Below are 20,960 nucleotides of genomic sequence, written 5' to 3'. Positions count from 1 at the left end.
GGCCATGGCCATGGATATGCGCAAAAGCGGCATCAGCAGCACGGCGGACTCGGGGTCTTACTCCGACTTGAACCGGCTTAACCAGCTGAAGGTCGGCGACAAGAACAGCGACGGAAACATGCGCAAAGTGGCGCAGGAATTCGAGTCGCTGTTTCTCAGCGAAATGCTTAAGTCGATGCGCAAGGCCACCGATGCCGTGGGCGAAGACAACCCGCTGAACACCGATGCCGCCAAACAGTATCAGGACATGTACGACCAGCAGCTGGCGGTGTCGATGTCCCGCGAGGGCGGCGGCATCGGCCTGGCGGATGTGCTGATGCGTCAGATGCAGAAGAACAAGCCGGTGGACGCCCAGGCGGCCACCCTGCAAGGCCCCGGTGCAGTGGAACCGGCGAAGAAAGTCGATGTGCCGACCGAGATCGCGGCCGGCACCCAGGCCTCCGGCCCGCTGGGCCGCTCCAATGGCCAGCGGCCGTTGTGGGCGTACCGTGTGGCTGAGCCCCAGGCCGGCGGCGCGGCGTCCCACAGCAATGACGTGGCACTGATGAATCAGCGCCGCATTGCCTTGCCGAGCAAGCTGACCGACCGCCTGCTCGCCGGCATCGTGCCGACCGCGCCGGTGGCCATCGACGCCAAAAACGCGCCGCTGCGCAACAGCGCGGCCGCCGACAATGTGGTCAACAGCAGCGCACGTGCGTTTGCCGCGCCGAGCGGGCAGATGCAGGTGTACGCCCGCGCTGTGGCCCAGCCACCGTTGGCGCCGGCGAAGAAAGCGTTCAGCTCGCAGGATGAATTTGTCGCCACCATGCTGCCGATGGCCAAAGCGGCCGCTGCGCGCATTGGTATCGATCCGAAGTACCTGGTGGCCCAGGCCGCCCTGGAAACCGGTTGGGGCAAGTCGGTGATGCGCGCCCAGGATGGCAGCAGCAGCCACAACCTGTTTGGTATCAAGGCCGGCAAAAGCTGGCAGGGCGAGCAGGCCCGTGCGATCACCAGCGAGTTTCGTGATGGGGCGATGGTCAAGGAAACGGCGCAGTTCCGTTCCTATACGTCCTACCAGGACAGTTTCCACGACCTCGTCACGTTGCTGCAAAGCAATGACCGCTATAAAGATGTTGTGAAATCAGCCGACAACCCGGAACAGTTTGTGCGCGAGTTGCAAAAAGCCGGATACGCAACCGACCCGGATTACGCCAGCAAGATTTCGCAGATCGCAAAAACGATGGGCAGTTACCAGAGTTACGCTGCCGCTGGCGCAACCACACATTTATAAGGTTTGAATCATGAGTTTGCTCAGTATCGGGATGTCGGGGCTCAACGCCGCTCAAGGGTCGTTGTCAGTCTTGAGTAACAACATCGCCAACGCCAATACCTCGGGCTATTCGCGTCAGCAGACCACGCAGAACGCCAGCGCGGCCAACCCCTACGGTGGGTTGTTTGTCGGCACCGGTACGACCCTGGCCGACGTGCGCCGGGTGTACAACGAATTCCTCGACGCGGCTTACCAGAACAGCACGGCGCTCAATAACGACGCCAAGGCGTATTCGGGCCAGGCCAGCGCCATCGACAAGACCTTGTCGGACAAGACCACCGGCATGTCTTCGGTGTTGAGTGGGTTCTTTGCCGCCGTGCAGACCTCGGCGGCCAACCCCAGCGACGTGTCCGCCCGCCAGGTGCTGCTGACCAGCGCCCAAACCCTGAGCAACCGCTTCAACGCAATCTCCAGCCAGTTGACCCAGCAGAAAGAGTCGATCAACGGTCAGTTGAGCACCATGAGTGATCAGGTCAACCAGTTGACCTCCTCGATTGCCTCGCTCAACAAGCAGATTACCCAGGCGCAGGGCTCCAACCTCAGTGCACCGGCCAACCTGCTGGATGCGCGCAACGAGGCGGTGCGTTCGCTCAATGAGCTGGTGGGTGTCACCACCGGCGAGAAGAATGGCGTGTTCAGTGTCAGCACCGGCAGTGGCCAGTCCCTGGTGCTGGGCGACCAGTCCAACAGCATTTCGGCGGTGCCCAGCAAAAGCGACCCGACCCAGTACACTATCCAGCTCAATGCCGGCAGCGGTACCGCGATCGACCTGGGCAATGTGCTCAGCGGTGGCAGCATCGGTGGCCTGTTGCGTTACCGCAGCGATGTGCTGACGCCCACCATCAACGACCTGGGGCGTATTGCACTGGCCACCGCCGACACCGTCAACAGCCAGTTGGGCCAGGGCCTGGACCTTAACGGTGACTTCGGTGCGTCGTTGTTCAAGGACATCAACAGCGCCGCCGCCATTGCGCAGCGCAGCCAGGGCGCGGCCGGCAACAGCGCCGGCTCCGGCAACCTGAATGTCACGATCAAGGACACGAGCAAGCTGTCGACCTACGACTACAAGGTCAGCTTCACCAGTGGCAACACCTACACCGTGATGCGCTCCGACGGCAAGGCGCTGGGCGCGTTCGACACCAATACCGCGCCGCCGCCAGTGATCGATGGTTTCACCCTGGCACTGGACGGCAAGGGGCCGATGGCCGCCGGCGACAGTTTCAAGGTCAGCCCTACCGCCAACGGCGCGACCACGATCGGCACCCAACTGACCGACGCCAATAAAGTCGCGTTCGCCGCGCCGTTGTTGGGCGAGGGCAGCAAGACCAACCAGGGTACCGGCACCTTCACTCCGCCGACCCTGACCGTGCCGATTGATATTCACGGCGGCGCCGACACCGCGCAATTGCGTACCGGAATCGAACACTCGATGCCGGTAAAAATGGTGTTCGGCAAGCCGGCCGCCGATGGCACCCAGAGCTACTCGCTCAACGATGCCCAGGGTAACTCGATCGGCAGCGGCACTATCATCCCGGGCCAGACCAACAAGATCACGGTCGACGTGCCGATGCGTGATTCCAGTGGCGCCGTGCTGGTGCCGGCCAAGAGCTTCAAGTTCGATACCACTGTCGCCGGCTCGCCCGCCAATGGCGACAGCACCACCTTTTCGTTCAATGCGACGGGCAAGTCGGACAACCGCAACGCCCAGGCGCTGCTCGACCTGCAGACCAAGGTTACGGTGGGCCTGAGTGATGGCAACGGCGGCGGCGTGAGCCTGGTCGGGGCCAACAGTCGACTGGTGTCCACCGTCGGCGCCAAGGCGGCGTCGGGCAACACCGACACCACCGCCACGGGCGCACTGCTCAAGGCCAACCAGGACGCGCGCAACTCGGTATCCCAGGTCAACCTGGATGAAGAGGCGGGCGACATGATCAAGTTTCAGCAGTACTACACCGCGTCGTCGCAGATCATCAAGGCGGCGCAAGAAACCTTCAGTACGCTGATCAATAGTCTTTAAGGGAGCCTGGGACGATGCGCATTTCCACACAGCAGTATTTCGATACCACTGCCGCCAAGTACCAAACCAACTATTCAAGCCTGGTACAGGCTCAGGATCAGGCCTCCACCGGCGTACGCGTGCAGACAGCCGCCGATGATCCGGTAGCGGCCGCGCGCCTGTTGATGCTGCAGCAGCAGAAAGACATGCTGGGTCAGTTCAACACCAACGTCACCAGCCTGAAAAACTCCCTGACCAACGAAGAAAGCGTGCTGCAGTCGATCAACCTGGCATTGGGCCGTGCCAGTGAGCTGGCGCTGCGTGCGGGCGGCTCTCTCAGTGATGCGGACCGCCGTTCGGTGGCCAGCGAAGTCGGTGCCATCGAAGAGCAAGTGCTGGGCCTGCTCAACAGCAAGGACTCGTCGGGCAACTACCTGTTTTCCGGTTCCAAGACCGACACGCCGCCCTACAGCCGCAACAGTGACGGCACCTATAACTATCAGGGCGACGAGACCCCGCTGAGCCTGCAGGTGTCCGACACCCTGAGTATCAGCGCCGGTGACACCGGCAAGAACATTCTGGAGGGCGCGGTCAACTCCAGTCGCACCCAGGCTACCTGGATTGCGCCGGCAGTGGTGCCACCGGCCACCCAGCCGGCAGCCAACGACAATAAAGTGGCGTTGTCGTCCGGGTTGGTCACCAATGGCATCGACTACACCAACAAGTTCGCCGACGGCCAGCCTTACAAGCTGACGTTCAGCAGCAGTACCCAGTACGCCGTGGTCGACAAGAACGGCGTCGACATCACCTCGCAGATCCCTGGCAACGGTACGTTCGACTCCACCAAAGAGGGCAGCTCCAGCATCAACTTGCGCGGCGTGAAGTTCGACATCAACTTCAACCTGGGTGACGTTGCTTCGGGGCCCAACTCCGATGCAGTGGTCAAGGATCGCTCGTTCAGCCTGGAAGCCAAGCCGGACACCTTCAGCGTGTCGCGCACCGCCAGCAACCCCTCGACGGCGCAGTTGACCAATGCCCGCGTGACCAACCAGGCCTCATATGCCAGCACGTTCCCGGCCAACAGCGGCGCGGTGATCAAGTTCACCAGCGCCACTGCGTACCAGGTGTATGCCCAGCCGTACACGGCCGACAGCAAGTCCATCGCCACCGGCGATACCGGTGGCGGTACCACCGTCGTCGCGGCCGGGGTGACGTTCGACATCAGCGGCACGCCGCAGAACGGCGATCAGTTTGCGGTGGGGGCCGCCACCCAGAAAACCCAGAATGCGCTCGATACCCTGAGCCAGCTGCGCCAGGCGCTGGAGCTGCCGGCCGACGGCAACCCGGCGGCGACGGTCAAGCTCAAGGATGCACTGTCCGCCGCGATCAGCAACTTCACCAACTCCAGTACTCAGATCGACGTGGTACGCGGCTCCATCGGTGCACGGCAGAATGCCCTGGACACCCAGGCCAGTGAGAACGCCAGCATCGGCCTGGCCAACACCAGTACCATGAGCGACCTGGGCAACATCGACACCGCGCAGGCGGCGATCAACCTGACCTTGCAGCAGACCATGCTGCAGGCCTCGCAACTGGCGTTCGTGAAAATCTCGCAGTTGAGCCTGTTCAACAAGATGTAAGGCACGCGCAGCACACCGACGGCTCACTCCTAAAACGGGGTGGGCCGTTGTCGTTTTCACGGCTAAATTGTTGAAGGGTTTTGCACAAAGCGCAGAAAATTGAGTGACCTGTGAGTCATTAAGCGCATCTTCACTGTATCGTGTGAAAAGGATAAGTCGCCCAGCACACCGTGCGGCGCGGCTTTCAGCGAGATTTTACGGGGTTACCCCCTCTTATTGTCAGCACTCCAGGCGCAGTCCCGGGGGTGTTCTCCAGCTATTCGGTATTGGGAAGCCACAATGATTGGCATAAAAAGCATCGCCAGTTACGTGCCCGCAGAAGGGATCGATAACTACGCCCAGGGTGCCAAATTCGCCAAGGATGAAGAATTCATCATTGGCAAGATCGGGTCGGCGTTCCTGCCACGCAAGGAAGCTGCGCAGGAAACCTCCGACCTGTGTGTCGAGGCGGTCAACGCCTTGTTTGCCAACAACCCGCAGTTGAAGCGCGAGTCGATCGACGCACTGATCGTCGTCACTCAGAACGGCGACGAAGAGGGGCTGCCTCATACCGCCGCCATCGTGCAGGACAAACTCGGCCTGCCGACCCACGTGGCCGCCTTTGATATTTCCCTGGGCTGCTCCGGCTACGTCTACGGCATCTACGCGATGAAAGGCTTCATGGAAGCCACCGGCCTGAAAAACGGCCTGCTGATCACCGCCGACCCGTACTCGAAAATCGTCGACCCCGAAGACCGCAATACCACCATGCTGTTTGGCGATGCCGCCACAGCTACCTGGATGGCCGAAGATGCACCCTGGTTGCTCGGCAAGTCCAAGTTCGGCACCGATGGTTCCGGCGCGCCGCACCTCAAGGTCAGCGACGGCGTGTTCTTCATGAACGGCCGTCAGGTCTTCAACTTTGCCTTGCTCAAGGTGCCGGCCCATTTGCACGAGCTGCTCAACGAGTCGGATCTCAAGGCCGACGAGATCGATGCGTTTTGCATTCACCAGGGCAGCGCGGCCATCGTCGACGCCGTGGCGCGGCGTTTTGAAGATGCACCGGTGGACAAGTTCATCAAGGACATGGTCGAGACCGGCAACACCGTGTCGTCGAGCATTCCGTTGCTGCTGGAAAAGCACGTGATGGACGCCACCTGGAAACGCGTGGCAATCAGCGGGTTCGGTGTGGGCCTGTCGTGGGGCTCGGCGATTCTGTATCGCCCGTGACACCTTAATATAGCTGCCACACAAGACGCCGATGATCGAAAGATCATCGGCGTTTTTTATTTGGCGCCAGAAAAACCCGCGATTACGGTGTTTCAGGCTCGCGTAAACCCTTGAATTGCAAGGGGTGGCACGGGGCTATTAAAAATATTCAAAAAAAACCTCAAGCAACCGGCTCACACGACGATAACTATTACGAAGGTTCTCAGGCACACCCGGCGGTTGCCAGGGCCGGAAGCCGCAGTAAACCACCATCGAGGATTTCGTCATGGCTTTAACAGTAAACACCAACATTGCTTCCATCACTACCCAGAACGGCCTTGGCAAAGCGGCCAACTCGCTGCAAACCTCCATGCAGCGTCTGTCCACTGGTCTGAGCATCAACAGTGCTAAAGACAACGCTTCGGGCCTTCAGATCTCCAACCGTCTGACCAGCCAGATCAACGGCCTGGGCCAAGCGGTCAAGAACGCCAACGATGGTATCTCCATCGCGCAGACCGCTGAAGGCGCAATGCAGGCTTCGACCGACATTCTGCAAAAGATGCGTACCCTGGCTCTGTCCTCGGCTACCGGCTCCCTGAGCGACGCTGACCGTACTTCGAACAACGAAGAATACCAGGCGCTGACTTCGGAACTGACCCGTATCTCGCAGACCACTACTTTCGGTGGCCAGAAGCTGCTCGACGGTTCGTACGGCACCAAAGCCATTCAGGTTGGCGCCAACGCTAACGAAACCATCAACCTGAGCCTGGACAACGTAGCCGCCAACAACATCGGTTCGCAGCAGATCAAAAGCGTTGCTATCACTCCAACCGCGAGCGGCGTAGCCGGCGGCGTAGTAGGCATCACCGGTAACGGCCAGACTGCCAGCGTCACTGTCGCGGCAGGTTCTTCGGCCAAAACCATCGCCAGCCAACTGAACGGCGCTGTAGGCGGCCTGTCGGCTACCGCCAGCACTGAAGCTCAGTTCTCCGTTGGTGCTGCTGCCAAGACCACTCCAGCTTCGTTCAGCATGACCGTTGGCGGCCAGACCACCACGTTCACCGGCGTAACCGACACTGCCAGCCTGGCCGACCAGTTGAAATCCAACTCCGCCAAGCTCGGTATCAGCGTCAACTACGACGAAGCCAAAGGCACCCTGTCGGTTAAATCCGACTCCGGTGAGAACCTGGCCTTCAGCGCTACCACCGCAGCCGGTGCTATCACTGTCGCCACCAAAGATGGTTCGGGCAATTACGGCACCGCTGTTGCCCTGTCCAACGGCCTGACCGCTACTGGTTCCGTGAACCTGGACTCGTCCAAAGGCTACGCACTGAACGGTGCCGGTGTAACCGGTCTGTTCGCCGCTACCGGTACTGCCGCAGCGTCGACCAAAACCACCATCGCTCAAACCGACGTGACCAGTGCCTTCAACGCACAGGCCGCAGTGGCAGTGATCGACAAGGCAATCGGCGGCATCGACAGCGTACGTTCGGGCCTGGGTGCTGTTCAGAACCGTCTGACCACTACCGTAGACAACCTGACCAACATTCAGAAGAACTCCACCGCTGCACGTTCGACTGTACAAGACACCGACTTCGCTGCTGAAACAGCCGAGTTGACCAAACAGCAAACTCTGCAATCGGCCGCTACCGCGATCCTGTCGCAGGCCAACCAGCTGCCATCCGCTGTACTGAAGCTGCTTCAGTAATAACCGCGCTTGGTGACTGACGGAAGGGCGCGTTTAACGTGCCCTTTCGTCGTTTCGGTTTTAGAGGAGATTGGACATGGACATGAGTGTAAAGCTAGCCTCGTCTTATCCACCGGTTGCACCTCAAAGCGCACCGGCCGCCCTCGTGGCGGACAAGGACAAGACCAAGGTCGAGGCCATCGCGCCGATCCCCGGCAAGCCGGAACGGGCTGATCTGGAGCAAGCGGTTACCGATATTCGCGAATTCGTACAAGCGGCCCAGCGCAAACTGGATTTTTCGATCGACGACTCTACCCACCGGGTGGTGGTCAAGGTCATCGCCACCGACAGTGGCGAGGTAATTCGCCAGATTCCCTCGGAAACAGCCTTGAAGTTGGCGCAGAACCTGGCAAATGCCAGTCACGTGCTGTTCGACGAAAAGGTCTGAGCTGGCATGAAACTTGTTGCGGTGATGTCTTGATGGGTTGCTCGTCAAGAAAACGGCAACTACCGAATTAGGAGCACGATGATGGCGGGTACAACGGTTAGTGGTGTGGGTTCTGGTATCGATACCAGCGGGATCATTACGTCGCTGGTAAATGCTGAAAAAGCACCGAAACAGCTTCAGATCAACACGCAATCGCAAAAAGCGACCACTCAACTTTCGTCCATCGGAAAGATCCAGGCAGCCCTGGACGCGTTCCGTGGCGCGCTCAAGACCCAGGGCACCGACAACAGCTTCAGTGGCCTGGTCGGTACGTCCTCGGACGAAAAAGTCGCCACCATGACCGCAGGGGCGGGCGCCTCCAACGGGACGTTTTCGCTGGTGGTGTCGCAACTGGCCCAGCCTTCGAAGTTGAGCAGCACCAACTTTGCCGGCGGCGCGTCGAGCGTGGTCAACAAGGGCGACACGGCCACCACACTGACCATCTCGCAATCAGGCAAGAACTTCGACGTTAGCGTCGCGCCCGGCGCGACCCTGCAACAGGTGCGTGATTCGATCAACTCGCAGTTCGGCACCGCGGGCCTGAGTGCCAACATCCTCACCGACTCCAACGGCTCGCGGTTGATCCTGACTTCGACCAATGGCGGTGCAGGCACGGATTTGACCATGTCCGGCAACTCTGGCGTCGATACCGGCTACACGGTGGTCAACCCGCCGCAGAACGCCAAGTACACCATCGATGGCATTGCCGCCGAATCGAAGTCCAACAACATTACCGATGCGGTGAGCGGGGTCAGCATCAAGTTGCTGACGGTGTCGCCGCTGGCGACTGCTGGCGACAAAAGTGATAATCCTGTGCGTACGGCTCTGACCATCTCCGTCAGCACCAGCACCACGGCACTCAAGTCCGGCGTCAAGGGTTTCGTCGATACCTACAACGCCTTGCTCAAGGCGATGACGGCAGAAACAGCGGTGACCAAAAACGCGGCAGGCGACCCCGTGGCGGCCACGTTGACCGGTGACTCGACCATGCGCACGCTGCAATCGGCGATCCGCAACGAGTTCAACACCATGTCGGGCAACGGTGCGTTGAAGTCCCTGGCCCAGTTCGGCGTCGAAACCGACCAGACCACCGGCCTGCTGTCGATCGACGACAAGCAGTGGGACAACGCGATGAAGACCAACGCTGCGGACTTGAGCAGCATCTTCACGGGCAAGGACGGCTTGCTGGCGCGCTTGACTACCGCAACCGATGCCTACGCCAAACCGACCACCGGCTTGTTGGCAACGCGCTCCACGTCGCTGTCCGACAGCCTCAAGGACCTGGCCAAGCAGCAGACTGCGCTGGATCAACGTATCGATGCCTACCAGACCACGCTGACCAACAAGTACGCGGCGATGGACACCTTGGTGGCTCAGTTGCGCCAGCAGAGTAACAACGTGCTGGGTACGCTCAACGCGCTGAACAACCAGAAAAACAACTGATTTAACCGATTGGCAAAAGCCCGGGTCTTTGGCCCGGGCTTTTTTATGCATCGCCGATATCCGCTGTGGCGAGCAGGCTTGTCCTATTGCCGTTCAGTTAAAGAAAATGTGTGGGCTTATTGTGGCGAGCGGGCTTGCCCCGCGTTGGGGTGCGAAGCGCCCCCAGTCCAGCAAAACGCGGTGTACCTGATACGGCTCAGCGCCTGGTTTTGGGGCTGCTGCGCAGCCCAACGCAGGACAAGCCTGCTCGCCACAGGGAATCTGCGCTTAACTGAACGGCATCAGGGCAAGCCCGCTCGCCACAAAATAGCTCCATTGCTGGGAAGCGTTCCCCGTACCCAGTCAGGGCAGCCACGCCTCTCGCCAGGCCAGCAGGTTGTCTTCCCTGAGCATCCACTTGTCCAGTATCACTCTGTGCAAGGCATCGCCGGCGGCCGCACTGGCGTCCGGTTCGGCCAGGTGTTCGCGAATGGCGGCAATCCAGTCCCTGGAGCGGTTCTTGACCCGGGTTACCGGAAAGTCACCGCGATAACACAGGATGTCCGAGCAAATCACCGGCAGGGCGCAGGCGCCGTATTCCAGCAGTCGCAGATTGCTTTTGCAGGCGTTGAAAAAGTTGTCTTCCAGCGGCGCCAGCGCCAGGTCCAGGTTCAGGGCTGCCAGGCGTGCCGGGTACTGGTCGATATTCACGCCACCGTGAAACTCGTGGACAAAGGGGCGCAGTGCAGGTGGGCACATGCCCATGAACACCCAGTCCACCTCGCCGGCCAGTTCGCGAACCACCTCGGCAATCACCTGCAGGTCGGCACCGTGGCTTGAGCCACCGGCCCAGCCCACCCGAGGCTTGTGCCCTTGTTGGCGCAAGCTCCTCAGCCCGCTCCACCATTGGGCGGGCAGGCGGTTCTCCATCACGCGAATGTCGGCATTGTAGCCTTTGAGCGCATTGGCCAGCGGTTGGGTCGAGACCACCAGTCGATCACACAGGCCCACGGCTTTTTTCAGGCGCTTGGCAATGTCCTTGGGAAACAGCGAGCGGGTCAGGTTGCCAGCGGGGACATCGAGGATGTAGTCGTCCAGCTCGTACACCTTGAAGGCTTTGGACAGCGACCGAGCGTTCTGAATGACTTCCAGTTGGGTTTTGGTGAACTGACGCTGGAAGATGATCGTGTCCGGCGCCAGGCGCTCCAGTTCCACTGGTTGCAGCAGCAAATCGTTCACTTCGCCGTCGATCAACCTGGCGGCCTGCAAGGCGGCGAAAGGCTGACGCACCCGATAATGCCCGCTGCCGAAGGAGTCGCCGGGGTAGCACATTGCGTAAGGCAGCGCGCGGCTGGCGAACGGATGCCAGCCCACCTCGCTGCGGCATTCGTACGCGAAGCCGCTGCCTTCGAGGGTCAGGTTGCGGTTGTAGGCCGGGTCGTTCGCCAACTGCGGCAGCCAGCGCTGGTACATCACCGCCTGTTCGCGCTTGAAGCGCTCGAGCTTGGCGTCCTGAGTGGCCTTGTCGACCTGATTCTGGCTCACGTTGGCCTCGTGCATCAGTATCGCGTAAGGCGTCCAGACCACCAGTTGCCCGGCCTGGCCGACTTTCAGGCACAGGTCCACATCGTTGTAGGAAACCCCCAGGCCGGCCTCGTCCATCCCGCCCACCTGGCGATACAGCTCGGTGCGGATCATCAGGCAGGCGGCGGTCACAGCGCTGTAGTTCTGATCGATCTGCAGGCGGTGCAGGTAACCGTTGGACAGCATTGGGCTGTCGATGAACGCGTGATCTGCCACGCCGCGCAAGCCAAGAACCACGCCGGCGTGCTGCACCGTGCCGTTGGGAAACAGCAGTTTGGCGCCGACGATGCCGACTTCCGGGCGCTGGGCGTGATGGAGCAGGGCGTCAAGCCAATCACCGTCGATGACGGCGGTGTCGTTGTTGAGCAGCACCAGGTACTCGCCACGGGCGCGGCTGAAGGCAAAGTTGTTGATGGCCGAATAGTTGAAAGGGTGCGGGTAGCGCAGGATGCGCACCTTGGCGTCGTTCAGGCGCTCCATGCCGGCGAACCATTCACGGGCTTCGGCGGTTTGGCTGTTGTTGTCGACGATGAGCAGTTCGTAATGGGTGTAGCGGGTTTTCTCCATCAGGCTTTCTATGCAGCGCATCAGCATAGGCAACTGGTCTTTGGTGGGGATGATGATCGACACCAACGGTGTTGTCGGGTGCTGATAGACCACACGGTGCACCATCGGCAGGGGGCCGGTGCGCAATTGGTGCGCGACGCCCAGGCGCCGCAGGTGTGCCTCGACGACCGCAGCAGAGTGGGCGATCACCTGTGCTTCACCCAGCCACTGGCCGAAGTTGATGGCCTGGTGCACCAGTACTTCGGCGATATGGCCCACGCTGCCCAGCCCGTGGGCTTCGATCAACCGCAAGAGCAGGTCATGGGGCGCCAGTTCCGCGAAGGCGGGATCGAAACCATCGGCCTGCAGGGCGGCGTCGCGGCTGAAGGCCAGGGCGCGGCCCACATACGGGTAGCTGCGCAACAGGTCGAGATTGAGGTCCGGCTTGAAGACCGGATCCTGACAGCCCGAGGCGGTGATCGAATCCTCGTCGCTGTAACAGGCGATGATGCCGGGGGTCAGCGCGATCCCTTCGGCGAGCAGCAGCACTGCATGGGGGTCGAGTTGGTCGCCGCCGCGAAGGAGGTAGCACCAGTCGGCCTGGATGCCTTGCAGCAATTCATTGAGCTGGCTCGGCCAGGACTCTGCCAGCGGCAGCCACACCAGATTGTCGGCCGGGGTTATCCCAATGGGTTCGGCATTGGACAGTATGGCGATGGCCGCCGCCTGATAGACCTGGCTGTGGATGCTGTCCAGGGTCGCGCGCAAGGCGGCCATGTCACCGCTGGTATCGGTCACCACCAGCAACACCCCGGGCTGCTGCGGCCAGCTGGCCAGCCGCGCCGGCAGGCCTTCGAACTCGCTGGCGGCCAGTTGCCGGGTTTCCAGCCAGCGCTGATACAGGTGGACATTGCGCTGCTGTTTGCCGAGATGTCCCAGCACGCCGAAAAAACGTTCGAACGCGTGGGCAAGCGTGCCATCAAGCTGGCCGGCTTCGGTTTCGAAGTCGGCACGTGTCACGTGCATGCGCTCCAGCGGGGCCAGGGCCTCAAGGCGCACGAAGAACATGGTGCCGGCAAAGAAATCCGCCTCGTCGATGTGCTGCGGATCAATGCCGGCACGCTCGGCCAGAGCGAGCAGGTGAGTGCGGTTTTTTTCAGCCAGATGGGTGGTCACCGCCTGGCGGTAGCGCTCCGTACCGAGCAACGGATGGTGCGTCGGATTGGCCAGGTACTCCACCGACTGGCGAAAGCGCACCGGGCCGAGCAGATCATCGAACAGGTCGCTGGCCCAGGAATTTTTCACGCCCAAGTGCACCGAGCGCTTGGTGTGTAGCTTGACCAGGGTGTGGATATTATCGGCGCGTAAAAACGGCAGTACGTTCAAAAAGGGCAGCACATCGCGCCCATGATTGGGCACGCGGAACAGTGAATAACCCAGGCCGCTCGCCGCTAAATGCTCGCGTACTTCATTTTCACGTTCTGCCATGCAGGTGACGTAGAGATGCAGGCGTTCATGCAACTGAATCAGGCGCTTCAGGATGTCCAGAAGCATATCCGGATGGAAGGCATGGATAACCACCGCCACGGGTGGCTCGCTGTCCGGCAGAGCGGGCCGCTGCACCTCCAGCAAGTCGCATGTTTCGGCGTTGGCTGCCGAGACCGCCGAGACCGCTGCGTCGGCACCGGAGGCAGTGTAAGCATCGCGCAGCGCAAACAATCTGAAGGCCTGAGGACCAGGCAGGGGCCTGCGACGCACCTGCGCCTGGAACTGCGGGCGATACAACCCCAGCGCATGAATCTGCTCGACGAAGTCGGCGCGGCTCTGTGTGAATAACGCTTTCATATCGGGCTGGTTCTGACGCTGGTCGGCATGTCGACGAAACAGCGACAGCGGCTCATGCAGGAACGCCAGGTTACCGTGCTGCAGCAGGTTCACGAACATCGCCAGGTCGTTGATGGCGCGGATCACCACGCCGCCCAGGGCGCAGATGTGCGGCAGCTTGTCGCTCAACTGCGCGCGGCGAAACATCACGGTGCTGGGCTCGCCGATGAAATTGACCGGCCAGTCGCAGAGCAGCGAAATGATGTCTTCGCCGTGCAGGCAGGTGTCTTCGCTGAATACACCGCACGTTTCGAGGATATCCGGCTGCGCCTCACCCTGGGCATCGATTATCGTGCGCCGCGAAGTGACCAGCGCGATGTCGCCGCGTGCCTGGAGTACCGCCGCCATGCGCGAGACGCAGTCGGGCAGCAGCACGTCATCGTCGTTGAGAAATTTGATGTATTCGCCCTGGGACTCCTGCATGCAACGGTTAAGGTTGAGCATGCCGCCCAACTGCTGTTCGTTGTGCAGGTAACGCACCGGCACAGTCGACTGTGCAATCAGGCGTTCGGTAATCAGGCGGACGCCGTCGTCGCGACAATCATCGGTAATCACCACTTCGATATTGGCGTAGCGTTGGTTCAGCGCACTGCTCAATGCCGCCTCGAAGAATCGAGGGCTGTAGGCCGGTATCGCAATGCTGACCAGCGGCATGTGTGGGGCTGAAGGAATAGTTGTCATGCTCACACCAGTTTGAACAAAGGGCGAAGGTTGAACCGGCTGTCGGTCATGGCGCTGTCGGTTGATTGGTGAGCAGGTCTGCCAGGCAGTCGATCACGCGTTCGATGTCTGCATCGGTCAGTGACAGATGGAAGGGCAAACCCAGCAGGCGCTCGGTCAGCAGGTCGACTACCGGCAGCGGACCGGCCGCGCAGGCCTGGAAAGCCGGGTGGCCGTGCAGGGGAGGGCAATACCAGCGGCGGGTTTCGATGTCTTCGCCGAGCAGGCGCAATTGAATGTCCACCCCGCGAAAGCCGGGCGGCAGTAACACGAGCATCAGGCTGTACACGCCGTCCGCAGGTTTGACTTGAAGTTTCAGCGCGGGAATTTTTTCAAGCAGGCGTGTGGCGTAGCGCTGATGCAGATTGCGCCGTGTGTCGGCGACGGTCGGCCAGTTGTCCAGCGCGGCCAGGGCAACGGCGGCGTGGTATTCGCTCATCTTGCCGTTCTCGCCCGCATCGAACACCAGGCCGCCGCTCTGGGCGTCGATGCCGAAATTGCTGAGTGCGCGCATGCTCTGGCCGTACGCGTGGTGGCGGGCGGCGACGAAACCGCCTTCGCCGCCGCCCAGTGCCTTGGTGGCGTGCAGGCTGAAGGCGACTTTGGTGGTCAGGCCGACCTGTTGATTGCCCCAGGCGCCTGCGGCGTCCACCACCACCGGGATGCCGGTTTCGGCGGTGAACAGGTCCCAGCCCGCGACATCCTGAGGGCAACCATACGTCGCGACAGGCATCACTGCGTCAAACGGCGTTTCAGCGAGTGCCGCACGTGCTATCGCGGGTGTCAGCAGCCAGCTGTTGGGATCTACATCACTGATCAGCGGGGTCAGCCCCGCACGGATAATGGCGGTGGCGGTGGCGACGAAAGTCAGCCCCGGCACGAGCACCCGGCCAGCCTTGCGCAGCCTCAACGCTTCGAGGGCGATTTGCAGTGCACAGGTGCCATTGGCCATTGACACTACGTGCACCTTTGTCGGCTCGCGACTGAATGAGCGCGAGAGCCGATCTTCGAGTTCGCAGACCAGCGGGCCGAAGTTGGTGTACCAGCGGTTTTCATCGATCTGCTGCCAGTACGGAAGAATCTGCTCGACCTTCGGCATCTCTGGCACTAACAACTTGATGATATTTTTCATGGTGCCCGCGACTGTCAATTAAATATCGTTTCCTACGATTGGAAAGGGGCAAAGCAGGAACTGTACCAATCGGATTTATGGCGCCCTCGCGGCACGACGCAAAAAGCCAATGCTGAGTGCATTGGCTTTTTTGATAACCGTGGGATTAAAGTTATGGGTAATCGCGTCGACATAAACGTTACTGAAATCTTTCCGCTGTCGCCTGTTACGAGGTAGAACCATGAATCCCATGAGAGCCCTTCGCCAATACCAGAAGGTCAATTCCCATGCTCAGATCTCTGAAGCCAGTCCGCACCGTCTGGTGCAGATGCTGATGGAGGGTGGGCTTGACCGCATGGCTCAGGCCAAGGGTGCGCTGGCGCGTGGCGACATCGCCCAAAAGGGGCTGATGCTCGGCAAGGCGGTGGATATCATCATCGGCTTGCGCGACGGTCTGGACGCTGAAAAAAGCGAAGACCCGGCGTATGTCCAGCAACTGGAAAGTCTGTATGCCTACATGACCAACCGTCTGATGGAAGCCAACCTGCATAACGACCCCGAGATGATCGACGAAGTTGCGCGCTTGATGATTACCGTCAAGCAAGGCTGGGATGGTATCGCTACCCCACAAGGCGCCGCACAGTAAGGCCACCGGCCTTGAGGAATACGTCATGAGTCATGCACTGCAACGCATTGATGAAACCCGTGAGGCGCTGGTGGGCGCGCTGGCGGACCGTAACTGGGAGGCTATCGGCGAACTCGACCTGGGCTGCCGCGATGTGATCGACCAGGTGCTCAGCGAAGCGCCGGTCAATGAGGATGCGTTGCGTGAAAAACTGGAAAGCCTGCTGGCGGTGTATCAGCAGTTGCTCGAGGTGACGACGGGGGAGCGGCAGGCGATTTTCGAAGAGATGTCGCAGATCAACCAGGCGAAAAACGCGTCAAAGGTCTACCATCTGTTTGGTTGAACAGAGTCGGCTAACCCTGATGCGCGTCATAAATTTGACTGCGCAGGTTTTTTTGACTTAACTAGTGTTGTTTTCAGATTTCAGACGTCTACAAGGTAATAAGTCCTACAGGCGTCTTGATTGCCCTCACACTGGGGCAGGAAGTTTTACTAGGGAAGTTGCTATTGCATGTGGCGTGAAACCAAAATTCTGCTGATTGATGACGATAGCGTTCGCCGCCGCGATTTGGCGGTGATTTTGAATTTTCTTGGCGAAGAAAATCTGCCCTGTGGCAGCCATGATTGGCAGCAGGCGGTCAGCTCATTGTCATCGAGCCGTGAAGTCATCTGTGTGCTGATCGGGACGGTAAATGCTCCTGGCGCAGTTTTGGGCCTGTTAAAGACACTGTCGACCTGGGATGAGTTCCTTCCGGTGTTGCTGATGGGCGATATTTCTTCGGTCGAGTTGCCCGAAGACCAGCGCCGCCGCGTGTTGTCCACCCTGGAAATGCCGCCCAGCTACAGCAAATTGCTCGATTCCCTGCACCGTGCCCAGGTCTATCGCGAGATGTACGACCAGGCCCGCGAGCGCGGCCGTCACCGCGAACCCAATCTGTTCCGCAGCCTGGTCGGCACCAGCCGTGCGATCCAGCACGTGCGCCAGATGATGCAGCAAGTGGCCGATACCGACGCCAGCGTGCTGATTCTGGGCGAGTCCGGCACCGGCAAGGAAGTGGTCGCGCGCAACCTGCACTATCATTCCAAGCGGCGTGACGGGCCCTTTGTGCCGGTCAATTGCGGGGCGATCCCTGCAGAGCTGCTCGAAAGCGAACTGTTCGGCCACGAGAAGGGCGCCTTCACCGGTGCCATCACCAGCCGTGCCGGGCGCTTCGAGCTGGCCAATGGCGGCACCCTGTTCCTCGACGAAATCGGCGACATGCCGCTGCCGATGCAGGTCAAGCTGTTGCGCGTGTTGCAGGAGCGCACCTTCGAACGTGTGGGCAGCAACAAGACCCAGAGCGTCGACGTGCGCATCATCGCGGCCACCCACAAAAACCTCGAAAGCATGATCGAGATCGGCAGCTTCCGCGAAGACCTGTACTACCGCCTCAACGTATTCCCCATCGAGATGGCTCCGCTGCGCGAGCGCGTGGAAGACATCCCGTTGTTGATGAACGAACTGATCTCGCGCATGGAACATGAAAAACGCGGCTCGATCCGTTTCAACTCGGCCGCGATCATGTCCCTGTGCCGTCACGGCTGGCCGGGCAACGTCCGTGAGCTGGCCAACCTGGTGGAGCGCATGGCGATCATGCATCCCTACGGTGTGATCGGTGTGGTCGAGTTGCCGAAGAAATTCCGCTACGTCGACGATGAAGACGAACAGATGGTCGACAGCCTGCGCAGTGACATGGAGGAGCGAGTGGCCATCAACGGCCATACTCAGGACTTCGGTTCCACCGCGATGCTGCCGCCCGAAGGTCTTGACCTGAAAGACTACCTCGGCAACCTGGAACAAGGCCTGATCCAACAGGCGCTTGACGACGCCAACGGCATCGTCGCCCGCGCCGCAGAGCGACTGCGCATCCGTCGGACCACCCTGGTGGAGAAGATGCGCAAGTACGGAATGAGCCGTCGGGAAGGTGATGAACAGGCAGATGATTGACGCCTGTTTTTCAACTGACTGAAAAGTAAGCTTATTTTTTTAGGCACGGGTATTGCTATAGCTCTCGCAACGTTCCGTTTAACTGACGGTCAGCCAGCGAGAGAGCATCATGCCCCACGCCGCCCAGCTATCCTCGGCCCCTGCCATCCAGGGGCTGGTTCCGCCTGTAGAGTCGCCGATCCACCAGGGTCTTGAGCAGGCGTTCTCCCAGTTCAACCAGATGTCGAGCCAACTGACCGACTCCTACAGCCTGCTGGAAGCCCGGGTTTCCGAGCTCAAGGGCGAGTTGGCGGTGGTCAGCGCCCAGCGCATGCAAGAGCTGGCCGAGAAAGAGCGTCTGGCCAATCGTCTGCAAAACCTGCTCTCGTTGTTGCCCGGGGGCGTCATCGTGATTGACGATCAGGGCCGCGTGCGTGAGGCCAACCCGGCCGCCTGCGACATGCTCGGCCTGCCGCTCGAAGGCGAGCTGTGGCGTGAAGTCATTGCTCGCTGCTTTGCGCCGCGTGAAGACGACGGTCATGAAATCTCTCTCAAGGACGGGCGCCGCCTGTCCATCGCCACCCGTTCTCTTGACGCCGAGCCCGGTCAACTGGTGCTGCTCAACGACCTGACGGAAACCCGGCACCTGCAAGATCAGTTGGCACGCCATGAACGTTTGTCGTCGTTGGGCCGTATGGTCGCTTCTCTGGCGCACCAGATCCGCACGCCGCTGTCGGCCGCGCTGATCTATGCCAGTCATTTGACTGACGAGCAATTGCCCGCCACCACCCACCAGCGTTTTGCCGGACGCCTCAAAGAGCGCCTGCATGAGCTGGAGCATCAGGTGCGCGACATGCTGGTGTTTGCCCGTGGCGAATTGCCGCTGACCGACCGCGTCACCCCGGCGGCGCTGATGCAGGCGTTGCAGGCCGCCGCTGCCACCCATATCCAGGACGTGCAAGTGCGCTGGCAGTGCGACAGCCACCTCGGTGAGCTGCTGTGCAACCGCGACACCCTGGTGGGCGCGCTGCTCAATCTTATCGAAAACGCCACTCAGGCCAGCGGCCCTGGCGCACGCCTGAAGATTCACTTGTACAGCCGTGAGCAAACCCTGCGCCTGTGCATCAGCGACAGCGGCAGCGGCATCGACCCGCTGGTGCTGCAGCGTCTGGGCGAACCGTTTTTCACCACCAAGACCAACGGCACGGGCCTGGGCCTCACCGTGGTCAAGGCCGTGGCGCGTGCCCATCAGGGAGAATTGCTGCTGCATTCCCGGCTGGGGCGCGGCACCTGTGCATTGATGACCTTGCCGCTGTTTACCAGCGCGGCAGGCACGGAGTAAGGACATGGCTATCAAGGTTCTGTTGGTGGAAGACGATCGCGCCCTGCGTGAAGCATTGGCTGACACGCTGCTGCTGGCGGGCCATGACTACTGTGCGGTCGGTTCCGCTGAAGACGCCTTGGCAGCCGTGGAGCAGGAGGCGTTCAGCCTGGTAGTCAGCGACGTGAACATGCCCGGCATGGACGGTCACCAATTGCTCGGCCTGCTGCGCGCGCGCCACCCGCAACTGCCGGTGCTGCTGATGACCGCCCACGGTGCCGTCGAGCGCGCGGTGGATGCCATGCGCCAGGGCGCTGCGGATTATCTGGTCAAGCCATTCGAGCCCAAGGCGCTTATAGAGCTGGTTGCCCGGCACGCCCTTGGCGTTATTTCCAATCCCGACGGCGAGGGCCCGATTGCCTTCGAACCGGCCAGCGCCCAATTGCTGGAGCTCGCGGCCCGTGTGGCGCGCAGCGATTCCACCGTGCTGATTTCCGGCGAGTCCGGCACCGGCAAGGAAGTGCTGGCGCGCTACATCCACCAGCAATCGAGCCGCGCCAAACAACCGTTTATCGCGATCAACTGCGCAGCGATCCCTGACAACATGCTCGAGGCCACCTTGTTCGGCCATGAAAAGGGCTCGTTCACCGGTGCCATCGCGGCCCAGGCCGGCAAGTTCGAGCAAGCGGACGGCGGCACCATCCTGCTCGATGAAATCTCGGAAATGCCCCTGGGCCTGCAAGCCAAGCTGTTGCGGGTATTGCAGGAGCGTGAAGTAGAGCGGGTAGGCGCGCGCAAGCCGATCCAGCTGGACATTCGCGTGGTCGCCACCACCAACCGCGACCTGGCGGGCGAAGTGGCGGCGGGGCGCTTTCGCGAAGACCTGTTCTACCGGCTGTCGGTGTTCCCCCTGGCCTGGCGCCCGTTGCGCGAGCGCCCGGCGGATATCATCCCGCTGGCCGAGCGCCTGTTGCGCAACCACGTCAAAAAAATGAAGCACGCCCAGGCACGGCTGTCGGCCGAGGCCCAGACCTGCCTGATCGGCTACCCGTGGCCGGGTAACGTGCGCGAACTGGACAATGCGATCCAGCGCGCGTTGATCCTGCAGCAGGGCGGCCTGATCCAGCCGCAGGACTTCTGCCTGGCCACCGGCACAGGCGCGGCGCCGTTGCCGAGCCTGGCACCGGCGCCCGTGGTCGCCGAAGCTGAATCGGCCGGCGCACTGGGCGACGACCTGCGTCGCCGCGAATTCCAGATGATCATCGACACCCTGCGTGCCGAGCGCGGCCGCCGCAAAGAGGCCGCCGAGCGCCTGGGCATCAGCCCGCGCACCCTGCGCTACAAGCTGGCGCAGATGCGCGACGCCGGCATGGACGTCGAAGCCTACCTCTTCGCCACCTGAGTCAACCCTCCACAGGTTTGCTCGGATCCTTTGGCAAGCAGGCTTGTCCCAATGCCGTTCAATAAAGCT

14 protein-coding genes are annotated in these 20,960 nt (G+C 61.0%); 12 read left to right on the top strand and 2 right to left on the bottom strand.

What is annotated here, in order from left to right:
- Window positions 1–4: 4 nt before the first annotated feature.
- The 7 genes from flgJ (at window position 5) to fliD (ending at window position 9,753) form a co-directional block, all read left to right on the top strand.
- The gene (flgJ, locus tag H045_RS13135) at window positions 5–1,273 is read left to right on the top strand and encodes a flagellar assembly peptidoglycan hydrolase FlgJ (RefSeq protein ID WP_015372596.1); all 1,269 of its coding nucleotides are present in this window, start codon (window positions 5–7) and stop codon (window positions 1,271–1,273) included.
- A 10-nt stretch (window positions 1,274–1,283) separates the two neighbouring features.
- A complete protein-coding gene (gene flgK, locus H045_RS13130) occupies window positions 1,284–3,329 on the top strand; it encodes a flagellar hook-associated protein FlgK (protein WP_015372595.1) in 2,046 nt (681 codons plus the stop codon).
- Between the two features lie 14 nt (window positions 3,330–3,343).
- Window positions 3,344–4,948, top strand: coding sequence for a flagellar hook-associated protein 3 (locus H045_RS13125; RefSeq protein WP_003230940.1), 1,605 nt, complete (start codon window positions 3,344–3,346; stop codon window positions 4,946–4,948).
- 279 nt (window positions 4,949–5,227) lie between these two features.
- Window positions 5,228–6,157 (top strand): ketoacyl-ACP synthase III, encoded by a 930-nt coding sequence (locus H045_RS13120; protein ID WP_003230942.1) that lies wholly within the window; start codon window positions 5,228–5,230, stop codon window positions 6,155–6,157.
- A gap of 265 nt (window positions 6,158–6,422) precedes the next feature.
- On the top strand, window positions 6,423–7,844 hold the full coding sequence (locus H045_RS13115) for a flagellin N-terminal helical domain-containing protein (RefSeq protein ID WP_003230944.1): 1,422 nt from the start codon (window positions 6,423–6,425) through the stop codon (window positions 7,842–7,844).
- A gap of 76 nt (window positions 7,845–7,920) precedes the next feature.
- Window positions 7,921–8,271 (top strand): flagellar protein FlaG, encoded by a 351-nt coding sequence (locus H045_RS13110; RefSeq protein WP_003230946.1) that lies wholly within the window; start codon window positions 7,921–7,923, stop codon window positions 8,269–8,271.
- 81 nt (window positions 8,272–8,352) lie between these two features.
- Window positions 8,353–9,753: a flagellar filament capping protein FliD gene (fliD, locus tag H045_RS13105; RefSeq protein ID WP_015372594.1), complete on the top strand. Its 1,401-nt coding sequence runs from the start codon at window positions 8,353–8,355 to the stop codon at window positions 9,751–9,753.
- A 342-nt stretch (window positions 9,754–10,095) separates the two neighbouring features.
- Here the strand turns inward: fliD and H045_RS13100 are convergent, their stop codons facing one another.
- Together H045_RS13100 and H045_RS13095 are read right to left on the bottom strand one after the other, a co-directional pair.
- Complete coding sequence (locus H045_RS13100) at window positions 10,096–14,400, bottom strand: glycosyltransferase (protein WP_015372593.1); 4,305 nt, start codon at window positions 14,398–14,400, stop codon at window positions 10,096–10,098.
- A 73-nt stretch (window positions 14,401–14,473) separates the two neighbouring features.
- A complete protein-coding gene (locus H045_RS13095) occupies window positions 14,474–15,598 on the bottom strand; it encodes a DegT/DnrJ/EryC1/StrS family aminotransferase (protein ID WP_003230952.1) in 1,125 nt (374 codons plus the stop codon).
- Between the two features lie 220 nt (window positions 15,599–15,818).
- Here H045_RS13095 and fliS point away from each other — a divergent pair, with 220 nt between their 5' ends.
- The 5 genes from fliS (at window position 15,819) to H045_RS13070 (ending at window position 20,891) form a co-directional block, all read left to right on the top strand.
- The gene (gene fliS, locus H045_RS13090) at window positions 15,819–16,223 is read left to right on the top strand and encodes a flagellar export chaperone FliS (RefSeq protein ID WP_003230953.1); all 405 of its coding nucleotides are present in this window, start codon (window positions 15,819–15,821) and stop codon (window positions 16,221–16,223) included.
- A 25-nt stretch (window positions 16,224–16,248) separates the two neighbouring features.
- Window positions 16,249–16,545, top strand: a complete 297-nt coding sequence (gene fliT, locus H045_RS13085) for a flagellar protein FliT (RefSeq protein WP_003230955.1) — start codon at window positions 16,249–16,251, stop codon at window positions 16,543–16,545.
- Between the two features lie 168 nt (window positions 16,546–16,713).
- Entirely contained in the window at window positions 16,714–18,189 is a 1,476-nt protein-coding gene (locus H045_RS13080; protein ID WP_003230957.1) for a sigma-54 dependent transcriptional regulator, read from the top strand.
- Window positions 18,190–18,298: 109 nt separating this feature from the next.
- On the top strand, window positions 18,299–19,510 hold the full coding sequence (locus H045_RS13075; RefSeq protein ID WP_015372592.1) for a sensor histidine kinase: 1,212 nt from the start codon (window positions 18,299–18,301) through the stop codon (window positions 19,508–19,510).
- Between the two features lie 4 nt (window positions 19,511–19,514).
- Complete coding sequence (locus H045_RS13070; protein WP_003230961.1) at window positions 19,515–20,891, top strand: sigma-54-dependent transcriptional regulator; 1,377 nt, start codon at window positions 19,515–19,517, stop codon at window positions 20,889–20,891.
- Window positions 20,892–20,960: the final 69 nt, after the last annotated feature.

Source organism: Pseudomonas poae RE*1-1-14 (assembly GCF_000336465.1).
Classification (GTDB): domain Bacteria; phylum Pseudomonadota; class Gammaproteobacteria; order Pseudomonadales; family Pseudomonadaceae; genus Aquipseudomonas; species Aquipseudomonas poae.
This window is presented reverse-complemented; position numbering and strand designations above follow the sequence as displayed.

Excerpts from the sequence above, each read along its gene's own strand:
- flgJ (WP_015372596.1), top strand. The coding sequence starts at position 5 with ATGGCCATGGATATGCGCAAAAGCGGCATCAGCAGCACGGCGGACTCG.
- flgK (WP_015372595.1), top strand. The coding sequence starts at position 1,284 with ATGAGTTTGCTCAGTATCGGGATGTCGGGGCTCAACGCCGCTCAAGGG.
- H045_RS13125 (WP_003230940.1), top strand. The coding sequence starts at position 3,344 with ATGCGCATTTCCACACAGCAGTATTTCGATACCACTGCCGCCAAGTAC.
- H045_RS13120 (WP_003230942.1), top strand. The coding sequence starts at position 5,228 with ATGATTGGCATAAAAAGCATCGCCAGTTACGTGCCCGCAGAAGGGATC.
- H045_RS13115 (WP_003230944.1), top strand. The coding sequence starts at position 6,423 with ATGGCTTTAACAGTAAACACCAACATTGCTTCCATCACTACCCAGAAC.
- H045_RS13110 (WP_003230946.1), top strand. The coding sequence starts at position 7,921 with ATGGACATGAGTGTAAAGCTAGCCTCGTCTTATCCACCGGTTGCACCT.
- fliD (WP_015372594.1), top strand. The coding sequence starts at position 8,353 with ATGGCGGGTACAACGGTTAGTGGTGTGGGTTCTGGTATCGATACCAGC.
- H045_RS13100 (WP_015372593.1), bottom strand. The coding sequence starts at position 14,400 with ATGCCGCTGGTCAGCATTGCGATACCGGCCTACAGCCCTCGATTCTTC.
- H045_RS13095 (WP_003230952.1), bottom strand. The coding sequence starts at position 15,598 with ATGAAAAATATCATCAAGTTGTTAGTGCCAGAGATGCCGAAGGTCGAG.
- fliS (WP_003230953.1), top strand. The coding sequence starts at position 15,819 with ATGAATCCCATGAGAGCCCTTCGCCAATACCAGAAGGTCAATTCCCAT.
- fliT (WP_003230955.1), top strand. The coding sequence starts at position 16,249 with ATGAGTCATGCACTGCAACGCATTGATGAAACCCGTGAGGCGCTGGTG.
- H045_RS13080 (WP_003230957.1), top strand. The coding sequence starts at position 16,714 with ATGTGGCGTGAAACCAAAATTCTGCTGATTGATGACGATAGCGTTCGC.
- H045_RS13075 (WP_015372592.1), top strand. The coding sequence starts at position 18,299 with ATGCCCCACGCCGCCCAGCTATCCTCGGCCCCTGCCATCCAGGGGCTG.
- H045_RS13070 (WP_003230961.1), top strand. The coding sequence starts at position 19,515 with ATGGCTATCAAGGTTCTGTTGGTGGAAGACGATCGCGCCCTGCGTGAA.